Origin of the sequence: Pigmentiphaga sp. CHJ604 (assembly GCF_036972535.1) — a bacterium.
Lineage (GTDB): Bacteria > Pseudomonadota > Gammaproteobacteria > Burkholderiales > Burkholderiaceae_B > Pigmentiphaga > Pigmentiphaga daeguensis.
Genome location: NZ_CP136998.1, coordinates 4,159,528 through 4,174,348 on the forward strand (window position 1 = coordinate 4,159,528; position 14,821 = coordinate 4,174,348).

Here is a 14,821-nt window from a genome sequence, read left to right on the forward strand (position 1 = left end):
GGGCCAGGTCCAAGACCGGCCCCTGTACCGAGCAGGACGCGCCATGGCGGTGCGGCCTTGCACCATCCATGGTCAGAGAAACAGTGGGGGCGCACCCGTCCGGTGCGCGGCCATGGCGGACCGGCCGACCCGGTCAGCGGATCAGTTCGAGGAATTCGGCGCGCGTCGAGGGGTTTTCGCGGAATGCGCCCAGCATGACCGAACTGACCATGGAAGAGTTCTGCTTCTCGACGCCACGCATCATCATGCACATGTGCTGGGCCTCGATGACCACGGCCACGCCCAGGGCATCGGTCACCTGCTGGACGGCCTCGGCGATCTGCAGACAGAGATTTTCCTGGATCTGGAGGCGGCGGGCGTACATGTCGACGATGCGCGCGACCTTGGACAGCCCCAGCACCTTGCCGTTGGGCAGGTAGGCCACGTGGGCCTTGCCGATGAAGGGCAGCAAGTGGTGCTCGCACAGGGAATACAGTTCGATGTTCTTGACCAGCACCATTTCATTGGTGTCGGACGAGAACAGGGCGCCGTTGACGATCTCGTCGAGGTTCTGCGTATAGCCCTGGCACAGGTATTTCATGGCCTTGGCGGCGCGCTTGGGCGTATCGCGCAGGCCCTCCCGGCGCGGATCCTCGCCGAGCTGTTCGAGTATGGACGTGTAGTGCTGTTCGAGCGACATGAAGGCTCCCGAGGTATCCGTGAAGACGGCGGCGCTGGGACCGGCCGGGCGCGGCGCGAAGGCCCGCGGAAGGCGTGAGGATACCCCATCGCCTGCGGCGGAGCCGGAAAGGCCCTACCCCGCTCCCGAGTCGGGGCCGCCGTGCGGTCTCAGCAATATTGCAGGGGAAGGCGCTCGACCGTGGTCTCCCGCCCGGTCAGGCGGGCGATGCGCCGCGCGACCTCCGCCGGATCCCCGCTGGTCATGAAGGCCACGCCGCCCTCGCCCGCCTCGCGCGCCAACCCATGGGCCAGCAATTGCCGCTGCAACTGGCGGGCGAACGGCACGCCCGTCTCCAGCACCGCCACGTCCGGCCCCACGTGGCGCCGGATCGGCTCGATCAGGAAGGGAAAGTGCGTGCAGCCCAGCACCAGGACGTCGGCGCCGCGCTCGACCAGTTCGGCCAGCGGCTCGGCCACCAGATGGTCGCGGTCCGGCGTCCAGCCTTCTTCGGCCAGCGACACCCAGCCGGGACAAGGCTTGAGCAGCACATCCACGCCGGGCGCCTCGCGCCGGACCAGCGCGTGGAAGCGGTCGCTCAGGAGGGTGCCCGTGGTGGCCAGCACCCCTATCACCCCGGAACGGGTCAACCGCGCGGCCGGCTTGACAGCGGGCTCGATGCCGACGATGGGCAGTTCCGGGTAGCGGTCGCGCAGGGCATCCACCGCGACCGCCGTGGCGGTGTTGCAGGGGATGGCCACCGCCCTGGCCCCATTCGAAAGGAAGAACTCCGCCAGGCGCAAGGCGCGCGCCACGATGTAGGCCGGCGTCTTCTCTCCATAGGGCAGGTGGCCGCTATCGGCCACGTACAGCAGGTCTTCATGGGGCAACGCCTGCCGGATGGCGCTCAGCACGCTGATGCCGCCCACGCCGGAGTCGAAGATGCCCAGGGGTCCGTCGTGAACGGCGAGGGTCATGGGATGAAATGCACGCTAGGAAGCCAGTTTCAGCCCTATGATACCTGCGACGATCAGCCCCAGGCTGACCAGGCGCGCCGGGCTGGCAGCCTCGCCGAACAGCAGGATGCCCAGGGCGGCAGTCCCCACGGCGCCAACCCCCACCCAGATGGCATAGGCGGTTCCCACGGGCAGCGTGCGCATCGCCACGCCCAGCAATCCCATGCTGACGACGATGGCGGTGACAGTGCCCACCGACGGCCACAGCCGCGTGAATCCATGCGTGTACTTCAAGCCGATCGCCCAGCCGACCTCCATCAGTCCGGCGATGATCAAAAGGGTCCAAGCCATCATTTTCTTCCTGGTTGCGGGGCCGTCCCCATTCGTCATGACCAGCGGGGTCGTCCCCGCGTCGCTCCGTCCCTATTTAAACGCCGGGAAACGCTTCCGCACCATGCTCCGTCCCTTTTTAAAAATCGCACTAAATACGTGCATAAAGTCGTCGTTTACCGACATGATGACGGAAAAACGCGATTACAATGCCGCGTTTTTTCGGTGCAACGCACCACATCAGAGCAATTGCCGCACGCAAAAGGTGCAGCCCTCGATGCCGCTCGCAGCTCGCTGCGGCAGGACGACCCCAAGCGCCCGGACATTCAACGGAGCCGATATTGAAACACGCCAGCCTAGACAGCTTTCTCTCGCAGGTCGCCCTGCGCGATCCTCACCAGCCGGAGTTCCTGCAAGCCGTCAAGGAGGTCATGACCAGCCTCTGGCCTTTCCTGCAGAAACACCCGCGCTACGCCGAACATGGCCTGCTGGAGCGGTTGGTGGAATCCGAGCGCATCATCCAGTTCCGCGTCTGCTGGGTCGATGACCGGGGCCAGACCCAGGTCAACCGCGGCTTCCGCATCCAGCACAACTCGGCCATCGGCCCGTTCAAGGGCGGCATGCGGCTGCACCCGTCGGTCAACCTGTCGATCCTGCGCTTCCTGGCATTCGAACAGACCTTCAAGAACTCGCTGACCACCCTGCCCATGGGCGGCGGCAAGGGCGGCTCCGACTTCGACCCTAAGGGCAAGAGCGACGGCGAAGTCATGCGCTTCTGCCAGGCCCTGATGGCGGAACTGTACCGCCACCTCGGCCCCGACACCGACGTGCCCGCCGGCGACATCGGCGTGGGTGCGCGCGAAGTGGGCTTCATGGCCGGCATGATGAAGAAGCTGTCCAACAGCGCGTCGGCGGTGTTCACCGGCAAGGGCCTGGCCTTCGGCGGCAGCCTGATGCGTCCCGAGGCCACCGGCTACGGCACCATCTATTTCGCCGAGCAGATGCTGTATCGCAAGAACCAGAGCTTCGACGGCAAGTCCGTGTCGATCTCCGGCTCGGGCAACGTCGCGCAGTACGCCGCCGAAAAAGCGCTGGACCTGGGCGCGAAGGTCGTGAGCCTGTCCGACTCCGACGGCACGCTGTACGTGAAGGACGGCATCGGCGTCGACATGCTCAAGGAGATCATGGACCTCAAGAACGTCCAACGCGGCCGCCTGGCCGACTTCGCCTCGCGCAACAAGCTGTCGTTCGAAGCCGGCAAGCGCCCCTGGCACATCCCGGTCGACATCGCCCTGCCCTGCGCCACCCAGAACGAACTCGACCACAACGACGCCGAGACCCTGGTCCGCAACGGCGTCCTGTGCGTGGCCGAAGGCGCGAACATGCCCTCGACGCTGGAAGCCGTGGACGTCTTCACCCGGGCCGGCACCCTGTACGCCCCCGGCAAGGCCAGCAACGCCGGCGGCGTGGCCGTGTCGGGCCTGGAAATGGCGCAGAACTCGCAACGCCTGTCGTGGCACCACGCCGAAGTCGACGAGCGCCTGCGCGCCATCATGAAGGACATCCACGAGAACTGCGTGCGCCACGGCAGCCGCGCCGACGGCTCCATCAACTACGTAGACGGCGCGAACATCGCCGGCTTCGTGAAGGTGGCCGACGCGATGCTGGCGCAAGGGGTGTATTAATTCAGTCCCCCCCTACGCCCTTACGGGCGCCCCCCAGGGGGCGATGCGCGAGGACCGGCGGAGCCGGATCCTCCGCATCCTGGGTCTAGTACGGTTATCCTGGTTTGGAGCAGTGATGCTTCGCTGGCTGCCAGCAGTTGGAAATGAAGAAAAAATGGCCTCGCTTTGTGAAAGCGAGGCCATTTTGTTTTGCCCCCTACCCAGGGCGCCGCGGATCCGGCTTCGCCGGTCCGCCAGTGCCGCCCCCTTGAGGGGGAGCGGCCGGAGGCCGCATGGGGGTGGGCTTTCCTTCCGGTCCGCCTGTGCCGCCCCCTGGGGGGCGCGCGTAAGCGCGTAGGGGGGGGCTTCCTCTAGGGGGGACCTCCTCTCGTAGCCATTCGCGCCAGATCGCGACCAGCAGGGCCATCAGGACCGGGCCGACGAAAAGGCCGACCAGACCCATGGTTTGTACGCCGCCCACCAGGCCGATGAAGGTGGGCAGGAAGGGAAGCTTGACGGGGCCGCCCACCAGGCGGGGGCGCAGGGTCTTGTCGACGATGAAGAGTTCCAGCGTGCCCCAGGCGAACAACCCGATGCCGGCGATGAGCTTGCCCGAGCCGACCAGGTACAGCGAGACCATGGTGAAGGCCAGCGGAGCGCCGCCGGGCACCAGGGCCATGAAGCCGGTGATCAGCCCCAGCAGGGCCGGCGACGGCACGCCGGCTATCCAGTAGGCCGTGCCCAGCACGACGGCTTCGCCGATGGCGATCAGGCCCATGCCGGTCACGGTCGCGCTGATGGTGGCCGGCACCACGCGCGAAAGCCGGGTCCAGCGCACCGGCAGTACCCGTTCGCCCACGGTATCGAGCTGGCCGACCATGCGCTCGCCGTCCTTGTAGACGAAGAACAGGATGATCAGCATGAACACCACCGTCAGCGCCAGGTGGAAGACATTGCCCGTGGTGGACAGCACCACGCGGTAGATGTTGCCCAGGTGCTCGCCGCTGATCAGTTGTACCCAGGCGCCCAGCGCATGCGGCCGCGACAGGTGTTCTTCCCAGTATCCCGCCAGGCGCTCGCCGATCAGCGGCAGCCCCGTCACCCAGTGCGGAACGGCCAGGCCTTCGCGATTGGCCTCGAGCAGCCAGCGGATGAGGTTGCTGGCCTCCTGGATGGCATAGGACAGCCCGTAGGCGAAGGGCACGATCAGCCCGACCACGATGACCAGCAGCGCGCCGGAGGCCGCCAGCGTCGTGCGCCCGCCGCAGACGCGGACCCAGCGCCGGTACAGGGGCCAGCTGGCCAGGCCGATGATCAGCGCCGCCAGGCCGGGAACGAGGAACCCGCTGAAGAAGTAGGCGCCGGCCAGCAGCATCAGGATCAGCAGCCAGCGGGCCACGAGGCGGGCGGAAAAGACAGGAAGCGTCATGAATGGTCGCGAGCGGTGAGCCGAGGAACGTCGCCGACAACTGTACCAGTTGGCAGGCGCATTGCGGGGGACTGCCGCCGGATGGCCGGCGGTGGTATGTTCCGGCCCATGCGCACATTTCTACTGTCGGCCCTGGCCGTCCTGGTCTTTCTTCCCACCACGCTCTGGGCGGCCTTCGCCCTGCGCTATCAGGTGCCCGGTCCGCTGCCCGTCAAGATCGCGGCGGCCGTGGCCGGCGCGGCCTTCGGCCTGGGCATGCTGTGGCTGGCGCTGGCGGGTCGCCCCGCCTGGGGCGTGGGCCTGTACGTCGTGGCCTTCGGCCTGCTGCTGGCCTGGTGGCACAGCATCGCGCCGTCGAACGACAGGGTCTGGGCGGACGACGTCGCGCAGATGACCACGGGCCAGGTCGACGGCCACGTGGTCACGCTGCGCAACGTGCGCAACTTCGACTGGCGCGGCCCGAACGACTACACCCCGCGCTGGGAGACACGCAGCTACGACCTGACCAGGCTGGCCAGCGTGGACCTGATCCTGTCCTACTGGACCATCGAGGCCATCGCCCACACCCTGGTTTCGTTCGGCTTCGAGGATGGCCGGCAACTGGTGTTCTCGGTCGAGATCCGCAAGGAACGGCACGAGAAATTCTCGTCCATCGGCGGTTTCTTCAAGGAGTTCGAGACCAGCGTCGTGGCGGCGGACGAGCGCGACATCGTCCGGGTACGCACCAACATCCGGGGCGAAGACGACTACCTGTACCGGGTGTCCATGCCTCGCGAGGCCATGATGTCCCTGTTCCTGGCCTACGTGGACGAGGCCAACAAGCTCGTGTCGAAGCCGCGTTTCTACCACACCATCACGGCCAACTGCACGACCATCGTCTACCACATGATGACCCGGATCATTCCGGGCCTGCCCATGGACTACCGACTGGTCCTGGCCGGCTACCTGCCCGGCTACATCTACGATGTGCGCGGGCTGGACACCTCGCACACGCTGGCGGACCTGAAACGGCTGGGCCGTATCACCCAGCGGGCGCGGGATGCCGACGCGGACCCGGACTTCTCCCAGGCCATACGGCGCGGCGTGCCAGGCATCGCGGCGCGGTAGCCGGCACTTATTTCCGGACTTTTCGCCCAGCGAAACAGCGCTGTGATGTAATCCTCGCACCCGGTGCCACGCTTCAAGAGCACGAAAAAAACGAGGAGACTCATGGCGTTGACCTATCGCATCCGCGCGCTCTGCCTGGCGTTTGCCGGCCTGTGCTGCGCGCCCGGCGTCCATGCCGAAGATACCCGGTACCCTGCCAAGCCGATCAAGCTGGTCGTTCCCTACGCGCCTGGCGGCCCCACCGATCTGGTAGGGCGCTCCCTGGCGGCAGCGCTTGCGCGGCAGCTCGGCCAGCCTGTCGTGGTCGAGAACAAGGCCGGCGCCGGCGGCGTCATCGGCGCCAGTTCGGTCGTGAACGCAGCGCCGGACGGATATACCCTGCTGTTGGGCCTGCAGGGCCCGATCACCATCAATCCGGCACTGACCAAAGTGCCCTACGATCCGTTCCGCGACCTGATCGCGGTACGGATGATCGCCACCTCTCCGATGATATTGATGGCCAGCAAGAAATCGGGCATCGGGACGCTGGGCGACATCTCCACGCGCGCGAAAGCCGGCTCCGCCGGCCTGAACATCGGGTCGTCGGGCACGGGTACGCTCCCTCACGTTGCGGCCGAACTCATCAAACACGAGACCGGCGCGAATCTGGTCCATGTACCGTACAAGGGTGCGGGCCCCGCGCTGATCGATCTTCACGCCGGGCATATCGATCTGCTGTTCTCCGACCTCCAGGTGGGACTTCCCTACGTCCAGTCCGGCCAGGCGACGGCGCTCGCCGTCACCTCGCCCCAACGCTCGTCCATGCTGCCCAACGTACCGACGCTCGCCGAGAGCGGACTCGGCAAGGTCAAGCTGGCCGGGTGGTACGGCATCTTCGCGCCGCGGGGCACGCCGGCGGCGATCCTGTCCGCGCTGGACCGGGCCGTGGACGGCGTATTCCGGGACACGGCCTTCAAGCAGACCCTGGAAAACCAGGGCTCGACGCCCAGTGCGCTGGGCGGGGCGAAGTTCGTCGAATTCCTGCGCGCCGAGTACGGCCAATGGTCGCGGCTGGGCCAATCCATCACCATCAAAATGGACTAGAGCCATGCATGGAATGAGCGAACGGCTCGCGGACTGGGCCACGAACCTGTCATGGGCCGACATTCCCCGCGACGTCAAGGATCTCGCCCGGCTGCAGATCCTCGATGCGGTCGGCGTCATGCTCGCGGCCAGGCCGCTGGAGCCCGTCCATGCCGCGGTCCGCGCCATGGCGCGGACCGACGCCGGCTCGCAGGCCAAGAGCCTCGGTTTCGATCAATCACTGTCGCTCTCGGGCGCCGCGTTCGTCAATGGCGTCATGTCTTCGCTGCTGGAATTCGACGATACGCACATCGAGTCTTTCGTCCACCCGACCGTGGCTCCCTTCTCGATCGCGCTTCCCTACTGCCAGTCATCGCATCTGTCCGGCGCGCGGCTGATGCAGGCGGTGATCATCGGCAGCGAACTCAGTTGCCGGCTCGGCCTGGTCCCTCCCATGCGCCTTCATAGCGTAGGCATACACCCGACCGCGATCATGGGTGCGTTCGGCGCCGTATACGCGCTCGCCTGGCTGGAACATCTCGATGGCAGGCAAGTCGTCGATGCCATCGGCCATTGCGCCAGCATGTGCGGCGGCCTGATGGCGTCATGGGAAGACGGCGCGTCGACCAAGACGCTCCACGTCGGGATCGCGGCGAGCCAGGCCGCGCGCGCGGTCGCGCTGGGCCGGGAGGGGATCAGCGGTCCGCGCCTGGTATTCGAAGGGCGCTTCGGCTGGTTCCAGACGCACGTCCAGAAAGCCGACCCGTCGGCCTTCCGCTACGCCCTGGCGACAGACGGCCTCGGCAGCCGGTGGGAACTGCTCAACGTCGCCTCCAAGCCCTACCCCAGTGCATTCACCATTCATCCCTATGTCGACGCGGTGCTCGCCCTCAAGGCGGCGCATGCGATAGCGCCCGCCGACATTGCCGAGATCCGGTGCCGGATCGCCCCCAGCTCCGTGGCGACGCTTTGCGAACCGGCTGCCGAGAAGCTGCGGCCGTTGACCTCCTGGCATGGCCGCATCAGCTTGCAGCACTCGCTGGCCGAGGCCCTGGTGCGCGGCGGCATGGACAAGCACGCCTACAGTCCGGAGGCGCTTGCGGACCCGGTCATCAACGCCCTGGCCGACAAGGTGGTGTACGAAGCCCATGCCTCCCAAAGCGCCGACCCGAAGAAGGCGGGCGCCCACGTCCGCATCCGGCTGAACGACGGCTCATGCCTCGAGCAGGTCATCGAGAGTGTGCGCGGCACGCGCGCCAACCCCATCTCGGAAGAAGACTACATCCGGAAATTCCGCTCGAATGCCGACGGGGTCATCGCTCCCGGCAGAATCGACGAGGCCATCCACCGCTTGATGCGGCTCGATGCGATCGATGACGTCGCTGCGGTATTCGACGCCCTTGCAACGCCAACCGTACATTCCGAGTAAGCCATGCACGTCGCCCACGTATCCGTCATACCCTGCCCCCAGCGCATGCGTGACGCCTCCTGGAAGTTCGCCCGCGCCTCGGTACCGTCGATAGAGGGTTATCTACTGGCGCTGACCGACGACATCGGCACGACCGGACTGGGCTACGCCCATGCCATTCCGGCCATCACCACCCATGGCGAAGGCGTACGTACCGCGCTCGAACTGCTGGCACCCGTAGTAACGGGGAGGGGGCTGGGCGAGATCGCCGCGATCATGAGCGACGTCGATCGCAAACTGGCCTTCCAGTACAGCGCCAAGGCCGCCATCGACATGGCGCTGCACGACCTGCTGGCCAGGCGCCTGGGGGTGCCGATCAGCGCCCTGCTCGGCGGGCAGGTCCGTGCCGAGCTGCGGCTGTCCCGCATTCTTTCCATCAAGCCGCCTTCGGAGATGGCGGCCAACGCCGCCGCATTGGTGGCGGGCGGATACCGGCAACTCAAGCTCAAGCTGTCCGGCGATACCGAACTCGACATCGCGCGCGTCGCCGCCGTCCGCGGGGCGGTCGGGCCCGAGGTCGTGCTGACGCTGGACCCCAACCAGTCATACCACGCCAAGCAGATGATGGCCGCGTTCGCGCGCATGGAGCGGTACGACATCGCGCTGATCGAACAGCCTGTTCCGGCGCATGACTGGGCAGGCCTCTCGCTGCTCGCGCGCAGCCTGCCCACGGTCATCGAAGCCGACGAAAGCGCCGTCACCGTCCAGGACATCCACAGGCTCGTCGCCGACCGGGTCGTCGACGCGGTCAACCTCAAGGTCACCAAACTGGGCGGCTTTCGCCACTTCATGGAAGCGGTCCACATCTGCGAAGCCGGCGGCGTGACATGCCGCGTGGGCGCCGCGTTCGGCCCGGCGCTCATGCAGGCCATGAACGCCCAGGCCGCCAGCACGATCGGCGCCCTGCCCTACGCCTGCGAACTGTCCGAACACGAGCAATTGCTGGACGATCCCTGCACGGGACTGAGCATCGCAAACGGCATCCTGACGCTTCCCGGCACGCCGGGCTGCGGCGTCGAACTGGCTGCCTAGCCCTAGCCTCCTTGCTTGCGGGCGCCGATCACGGCCTCGGCTACCTGGCGCGGCACCTCGGCGTAGTGCTTGAACTCCATGGTGTACGTGGCACGCCCCTGCGTGAGCGAACGCAGCGTGGTGGAATAGCCGAACATCTCGGCCAGCGGCACCTCGGCGCGCACCAGCTTGCCGCCTCCGCCGGCGATGTCCTCCATGCCCTGCACCATGCCCCGCCGCGACGACAGGTCGCCCATCACGTTGCCCATGAAGTCCTCGGGGGTCTCGACCTCGACGCTCATCATGGGCTCCAGCAGCACCGGATTCGCGCGCCGCATGGCCTCCTTGAAGGCCATCGAGCCGGCCATGCGGAACGCGTTCTCGTTCGAGTCCACGTCGTGATAGGAGCCGAAGGTCAGCGTGACCTTCACGTCCACCACCGGATAGCCCGCCAGCACGCCCGAACCCAGCGTGTCCTGGATGCCCTTGTCGACCGCGGGAATGAACTCGCGCGGCACCACGCCGCCCTTGATGGCGTCGACGAACTCGTAGCCCGAGCCGGCCGGCTGCGGCTCCAGCGAGATCACCACGTGGCCGTACTGCCCCCGGCCGCCGGACTGCTTGATGAACTTGCCCTCGACGTCGCGCACCGAGGAACGCACCGTTTCCCGGTAGGCGACCTGCGGCTTGCCCACCGTGGCCTCGACGCCGAACTCGCGCTTCATGCGGTCGACCAGGATCTCCAGGTGCAGTTCGCCCATGCCGGAGATGATGGTCTGGCCCGATTCCTCGTCGGTGCGCACGCGGAAGGACGGATCTTCCTGGGCCAGCCGGTTCAGCGCCAGGCCCATCTTTTCCTGGTCGGCCTGGGTCTTGGGCTCCACCGCCTGCGAAATGACCGGCTCGGGAAACACCATGCGCTCGAGGATGATGGGGTGGTCGGGCTCGCACAGCGTATCGCCCGTGGTGGCCTCCTTCAGCCCCACGGCGGCGGCGATGTCGCCCGCGTAGACTTCCTTGATCTCGCGGCGCTCGTTGGCGTGCATCTGCACGATGCGGCCCAGCCGCTCGCGCTTGCCCTTGAGCGGGTTGAAGACCGTGTCGCCCGAGCGCACGATGCCCGAATACACCCGGAAGAAGATGAGCTGGCCCACGAAGGGATCCGTCATGATCTTGAAGGCCAGCGCCGAGAAAGGCTCGTCGTCCGAGGGGTGGCGCTCGATCTCGCGGTCGTGCTGATCCACGCCCTTGATGGCCGGGACGTCCACCGGCGACGGCAGGTAGTCGATGACGGCATCGAGCATGGCCTGCACGCCCTTGTTCTTGAACGCGCTGCCGCACAGCATGGGTACGATCTCGCCCGCCACGGTGCGCTTGCGCAGTCCGCGCTTGATCTCGTCCTCGGTCAGCGTGTCGCCGTTCAGGTACTTGTCCATCAGCTCGTCGTCGGCCTCGGCCGCCTCGGCCACCATCTTGTCGTGCCACTCGGCGGCCGTGGCCTGCAGCGCGGCCGGGATGTCGCGGTATTCGAAGCGCACGCCCTGGCTGGCCTCGTCCCAGATGATCGCCTTCATCTTGACCAGGTCCACCACGCCCTCGAAATGGTCCTCGGCGCCCACCGGGATCTGAATGGGGACGGCCCGCCCTTTCAGGCGATCCACGATCTGCCGCTGCACGCGGAAGAAATCCGCGCCGACGCGGTCCATCTTATTGACGAACGCGATGCGCGGCACGCCGTACTTGTTGGCCTGGCGCCAGACCGTCTCGGATTGCGGCTGCACGCCGCCGACCGAGTCGTACACCATGCAGGCGCCGTCGAGCACGCGCATGGAGCGCTCGACCTCGATCGTGAAGTCCACGTGCCCCGGCGTGTCGATGATGTTGATGCGATGCTCGGGATAATTGCCCGCCATCCCCTTCCAGAACGCCGTCGTGGCGGCGGAGGTGATGGTGATGCCGCGCTCCTGCTCCTGCTCCATCCAGTCCATGGTGGCATTGCCGTCATGGACTTCCCCTATCTTGTGATTGACCCCGGTGTAGAACAGGATGCGCTCGGTAGTCGTGGTCTTGCCGGCGTCGATATGCGCGCTGATGCCGATGTTCCGGTAGCGCTCGATGGGGGTCTTGCGGGTCATGGCTATCTCGTCGAAAGGTTGAGGGAACGAAACGCGAGCCGCGCCGGTTCCCGGGGGAAACGGCAAAGGAAGCTAGTTTGCACCGATTCGGGCCGGGCCGGGAGGGCCAACGCGCCACACCCCTGCCGGCAGCCCGGGCATTCCCGCGCGCCTCGTAGTAACCTCGTAAATATGGGCGCGTTTCCTGAAAACAATCTGAAATTGGCAATCCGATCCGCCATGACCACCCTCGACAGACAACGTGCCATTCCCGCCCTCTACATGCGCGGGGGCACCAGCAAGGGCGTGTTCTTCCTGCCCTCGGACCTTCCCGCCGATCCCGCCGCCCGCGACCGCGTCCTGATGCGGGTGGTCGGCAGCCCCGACCCCTACGAGAAGCAGATAGACGGCATGGGCGGCGCCACCTCCAGCACCAGCAAGGTGGTCATCGTCGGCCCCAGCACCCGCCCCGACTGCGACGTCGACTACTGGTTCGGCCAGGTCGCCATCGGCCAGCCCGTCATCGACTGGAGCGGCAACTGCGGCAACCTCAGCGCCGCCGTCGGCCCCTTCGCCATCCACCGCGCACTGGTACGGCCGGCCGGCGACGGCATCGCCGTGGTCCGCATCTGGCAGGCCAACCTGGGCAAGCGCATCATCGCCCACGTGCCGGTGCGGGGCGGGCAGGTCCAGGAACTGGGCGACTTCGAACTGGACGGCGTGACCTTCCCGGCGGCCGAAGTCCGGCTGGAATTCCTGGATCCGGGCGGTGGCGACGGGCCTGAAGGCGCGATGTTCCCCACCGGCCGCACGGCCGACGTGTTGACCATTCCAGGAGTGGGGGAAATCCGCGCGACGCTGGTCAACGCCGGCAACCCCACCGTCTTCGTCGCCGCCTCGTCCCTGGGACTGGCCGGCACGGAATTGCAACCCGATGTGAACAGCCGCGCCGACCTGCTGGCACGGGCCGAGGCCATCCGCGCCCATGCCGCCGTGGCCATGGGGCTGGCGCCCGACGCCGCCCATGCCACCGCGCACCGCCAGCACACGCCCAAGCTCGCCTTCGCCGCCCCGCCCGCGGCCTATACCGCTTCAAGCGGCCGCGCCGTCGCCGCCGGCGACATCGACCTGAACGTGCGCATCTTTTCCATGGGCAAGCTGCACCACGCCATGACGGGCACCGGTGCCGTCGCGATCGCCGCCACCGCCGCCGTGCCCGGCACGGTGCTGGCCGACGTGCTGGGCGGCCCACGCGGCGAACTGCGCTTCGGCCACCCGTCGGGCACGCTGAAAGTGGGCGCCCAGGCACGCAGCCAGGACGGGCGCTGGAGCGTCGCGCTGGTGGCCATGAGCCGCACGGCGCGCCGGCTGATGGACGGCGTGGTGCTGTTGCCGCCATGGGAATGACTTTCCGCCCGCGCGCGTTTGGACGGATACTGTCTTCGTAGCGGAACGGCCCCTTGCCGTTCCCTCTTATCAGGCGGCCTGCCCGCCGCCCCTCGCAGCAAGGAGACATGCATGAAGTTCGTCAAGAAAACGGTTGCAGCCCTCGCCATCGCCGTCGCGCCGCTGGCCGGCATCGCGGCCCCCGCCAAGGTCATGGCCCCCGGCGGCCCCGGCGGCGGCTATGACGGCGCCGCGCGCGTGCCGTTGCAGGTCATGCAGCAGACCGGCATCTTCACCGACGGTTTCCAGGTCACCAACAAGGGCGGCGCGGGCGGCACCATCGGCCTGGCCGAGTTCGTACGCACCGGCAAGGGCGACGACAACGCCATCATGTCCATGGGCGCCATCCTGGTCGGCGCCATCATCACCAACAAGTCTCCCGTAACGCTGGACCAGACCGTGCCGCTGGTGCGGCTGACCGACGACGCCGGCGCGATCGTGGTCGCGCCCAACTCGCCCATCAAGACCATCGCCGACGCGGTCCAGGCGATGAAGGCCAACCCTGGCGGCACCGCCGTGGCCGGCGGTTCGATAGGCGGCACCGACCACGTCACCGCGGCGCTGCTCGCCAAGGCGGCCAAGTTCGACCCGACCAAGGTCAACTACCTGCCCTACACCAGCGGCGCGGAAGTCGTCACCTCGCTGGCCAGCGGGCAAGCCAAGATCGGCATCTCGGGCCTGTCCGAGCTGAAGACCTTCGTCGACCAGGGCCGCATCCGCATCATCGCGGTCTCCTCCGAGAAGCGCCTGCCCGGCATCGACGCCCCCACGCTCAAGGAAAGCGGCTACGACGTCGTCATCGGCAACTGGCGCGGCATCATCGGCGCGCCCGGCATGAGCAAGGCCGGCCGCGACATGTGGCTGCAGCGCTATGCCAAGCTGCACGCCTCGCCCGAATGGAAGAAGGCGCTGGCCGATCGCGGCTGGGACGACGCCTACCTGGCCGGTGACGACTTCGCCGCCTTCCTGACCAAGGAGAAGGCGCGCCAGGCCGAAGTGCTCAAGGACGTCGGACTGGTCAAGTAAGGCCCAGGCCGACATCAGCGAGAAGGCACCGGCGCCGCCGCCGGCGCCCATCGGAGACGACACGATGACAACACCCTCAAGGCGCCCCTGGTGGCTGGGCCTGGCCGTCATGGCCATAGGCGCGGTCTGGCTCTATGAAGGCGGCACCCTGCCCCAGATCGGCGGCTATGCCGCGCTGGGCCCGGGCTTCTTCGTCAGCGCCATCGGCGCGGCGCTGATCGTCCTGGGCATCCTGCTGCTGGTGCAGATCGCCCGCGGCGAGACCTTCTCGCCCCAGGAAGTGGAAAACGCCGAGGCCGATGCCGGCGCCTCCTGGCCGGCCCTGCTGTGGGCCGCCGCCGGCGCCGCCCTGCCCCTGCTGACCATGCAGCCGCTCGGCTTTCCCCTGACCGCCATGGGGTCCTTCGCCCTGGTCACCCGGGCCTTCGGCTCGCGGCGCCTGGTGTTCGACTGTGCCATCGGCCTCGCGCTGGGCGTGATCTGCTGGCTCGGCTTCTCCCGGCTGGGCGTCGGCCTCGGCCCGGCCTTTCCTCCGGCGGGGTGGTGATCC

The 14,821-nt window shown here is 67.4% G+C and carries 13 protein-coding genes; 8 read left to right on the forward strand and 5 right to left on the reverse strand.

Annotated features, from left to right (window positions below; genetic code table 11):
* Positions 1-133: 133 nt before the first annotated feature.
* The 3 genes from folE to sugE form a co-directional block, all read right to left on the reverse strand.
* On the reverse strand, positions 134-679 hold the full coding sequence (gene folE / locus R4823_RS20040) for a GTP cyclohydrolase I FolE (RefSeq protein ID WP_087840807.1): 546 nt from the start codon (positions 677-679) through the stop codon (positions 134-136).
* Positions 680-828: 149 nt separating this feature from the next.
* Positions 829-1,635, reverse strand: coding sequence for a glutamate racemase (murI, locus tag R4823_RS20045; protein ID WP_338615907.1), 807 nt, complete (start codon positions 1,633-1,635; stop codon positions 829-831).
* A gap of 15 nt (positions 1,636-1,650) precedes the next feature.
* Positions 1,651-1,965, reverse strand: coding sequence for a quaternary ammonium compound efflux SMR transporter SugE (sugE, locus tag R4823_RS20050; RefSeq protein WP_087840868.1), 315 nt, complete (start codon positions 1,963-1,965; stop codon positions 1,651-1,653).
* A gap of 320 nt (positions 1,966-2,285) precedes the next feature.
* Here sugE and gdhA point away from each other — a divergent pair, with 320 nt between their 5' ends.
* Entirely contained in the window at positions 2,286-3,629 is a 1,344-nt protein-coding gene (gene gdhA, locus R4823_RS20055; protein WP_207958610.1) for an NADP-specific glutamate dehydrogenase, read from the forward strand.
* A gap of 196 nt (positions 3,630-3,825) precedes the next feature.
* On the opposite strand, the gene R4823_RS20060 is transcribed toward gdhA, so the two are convergent.
* Positions 3,826-5,037, reverse strand: coding sequence for an AI-2E family transporter (locus R4823_RS20060; RefSeq protein WP_338615911.1), 1,212 nt, complete (start codon positions 5,035-5,037; stop codon positions 3,826-3,828).
* 108 nt (positions 5,038-5,145) lie between these two features.
* On the opposite strand from R4823_RS20060, the gene R4823_RS20065 reads away from it, so the two are divergent.
* The 4 genes from R4823_RS20065 to R4823_RS20080 all read left to right on the forward strand — a co-directional run bounded on the left by R4823_RS20065 (position 5,146) and on the right by R4823_RS20080 (position 9,706).
* On the forward strand, positions 5,146-6,144 hold the full coding sequence (locus tag R4823_RS20065) for a DUF4105 domain-containing protein (protein ID WP_207958611.1): 999 nt from the start codon (positions 5,146-5,148) through the stop codon (positions 6,142-6,144).
* A 102-nt stretch (positions 6,145-6,246) separates the two neighbouring features.
* Positions 6,247-7,227: a tripartite tricarboxylate transporter substrate binding protein gene (locus R4823_RS20070; RefSeq protein WP_338615913.1), complete on the forward strand. Its 981-nt coding sequence runs from the start codon at positions 6,247-6,249 to the stop codon at positions 7,225-7,227.
* 13 nt (positions 7,228-7,240) lie between these two features.
* On the forward strand, positions 7,241-8,635 hold the full coding sequence (locus tag R4823_RS20075; RefSeq protein ID WP_338615916.1) for an MmgE/PrpD family protein: 1,395 nt from the start codon (positions 7,241-7,243) through the stop codon (positions 8,633-8,635).
* 3 nt (positions 8,636-8,638) lie between these two features.
* Positions 8,639-9,706: an enolase C-terminal domain-like protein gene (locus R4823_RS20080; RefSeq protein WP_132979382.1), complete on the forward strand. Its 1,068-nt coding sequence runs from the start codon at positions 8,639-8,641 to the stop codon at positions 9,704-9,706.
* Between the two features lie 2 nt (positions 9,707-9,708).
* Here R4823_RS20080 and fusA read toward each other — a convergent pair whose 3' ends face one another.
* A complete protein-coding gene (gene fusA / locus R4823_RS20085) occupies positions 9,709-11,820 on the reverse strand; it encodes an elongation factor G (protein ID WP_087840815.1) in 2,112 nt (703 codons plus the stop codon).
* A gap of 219 nt (positions 11,821-12,039) precedes the next feature.
* On the opposite strand from fusA, the gene prpF reads away from it, so the two are divergent.
* From prpF to R4823_RS20100, 3 genes are all read left to right on the forward strand, one after another.
* Positions 12,040-13,206 carry a 2-methylaconitate cis-trans isomerase PrpF gene (gene prpF, locus R4823_RS20090; protein WP_087840816.1) on the forward strand — a complete coding sequence of 389 codons (1,167 nt, stop codon included), beginning with the start codon at positions 12,040-12,042 and terminating at the stop codon, positions 13,204-13,206.
* Between the two features lie 111 nt (positions 13,207-13,317).
* Positions 13,318-14,271, forward strand: a complete 954-nt coding sequence (locus R4823_RS20095) for a tripartite tricarboxylate transporter substrate-binding protein (protein ID WP_132979383.1) — start codon at positions 13,318-13,320, stop codon at positions 14,269-14,271.
* Positions 14,272-14,335: 64 nt separating this feature from the next.
* Positions 14,336-14,818, forward strand: coding sequence for a tripartite tricarboxylate transporter TctB family protein (locus R4823_RS20100; protein ID WP_087840818.1), 483 nt, complete (start codon positions 14,336-14,338; stop codon positions 14,816-14,818).
* The last annotated feature ends 3 nt before the right edge of the window (positions 14,819-14,821 follow it).

Bases quoted from the DNA above. Each gene is read 5' to 3' on its own strand.
- fusA (WP_087840815.1), bottom strand. From the start codon at position 11,820: ATGACCCGCAAGACCCCCATCGAGCGCTACCGGAACATCGGCATCAGC.
- R4823_RS20075 (WP_338615916.1), top strand. From the start codon at position 7,241: ATGAGCGAACGGCTCGCGGACTGGGCCACGAACCTGTCATGGGCCGAC.
- sugE (WP_087840868.1), bottom strand. From the start codon at position 1,965: ATGGCTTGGACCCTTTTGATCATCGCCGGACTGATGGAGGTCGGCTGG.
- R4823_RS20060 (WP_338615911.1), bottom strand. From the start codon at position 5,037: ATGACGCTTCCTGTCTTTTCCGCCCGCCTCGTGGCCCGCTGGCTGCTG.
- R4823_RS20100 (WP_087840818.1), top strand. From the start codon at position 14,336: ATGACAACACCCTCAAGGCGCCCCTGGTGGCTGGGCCTGGCCGTCATG.
- murI (WP_338615907.1), bottom strand. From the start codon at position 1,635: ATGACCCTCGCCGTTCACGACGGACCCCTGGGCATCTTCGACTCCGGC.
- folE (WP_087840807.1), bottom strand. From the start codon at position 679: ATGTCGCTCGAACAGCACTACACGTCCATACTCGAACAGCTCGGCGAG.
- prpF (WP_087840816.1), top strand. From the start codon at position 12,040: ATGACCACCCTCGACAGACAACGTGCCATTCCCGCCCTCTACATGCGC.
- R4823_RS20080 (WP_132979382.1), top strand. From the start codon at position 8,639: ATGCACGTCGCCCACGTATCCGTCATACCCTGCCCCCAGCGCATGCGT.
- R4823_RS20070 (WP_338615913.1), top strand. From the start codon at position 6,247: ATGGCGTTGACCTATCGCATCCGCGCGCTCTGCCTGGCGTTTGCCGGC.
- R4823_RS20095 (WP_132979383.1), top strand. From the start codon at position 13,318: ATGAAGTTCGTCAAGAAAACGGTTGCAGCCCTCGCCATCGCCGTCGCG.
- R4823_RS20065 (WP_207958611.1), top strand. From the start codon at position 5,146: ATGCGCACATTTCTACTGTCGGCCCTGGCCGTCCTGGTCTTTCTTCCC.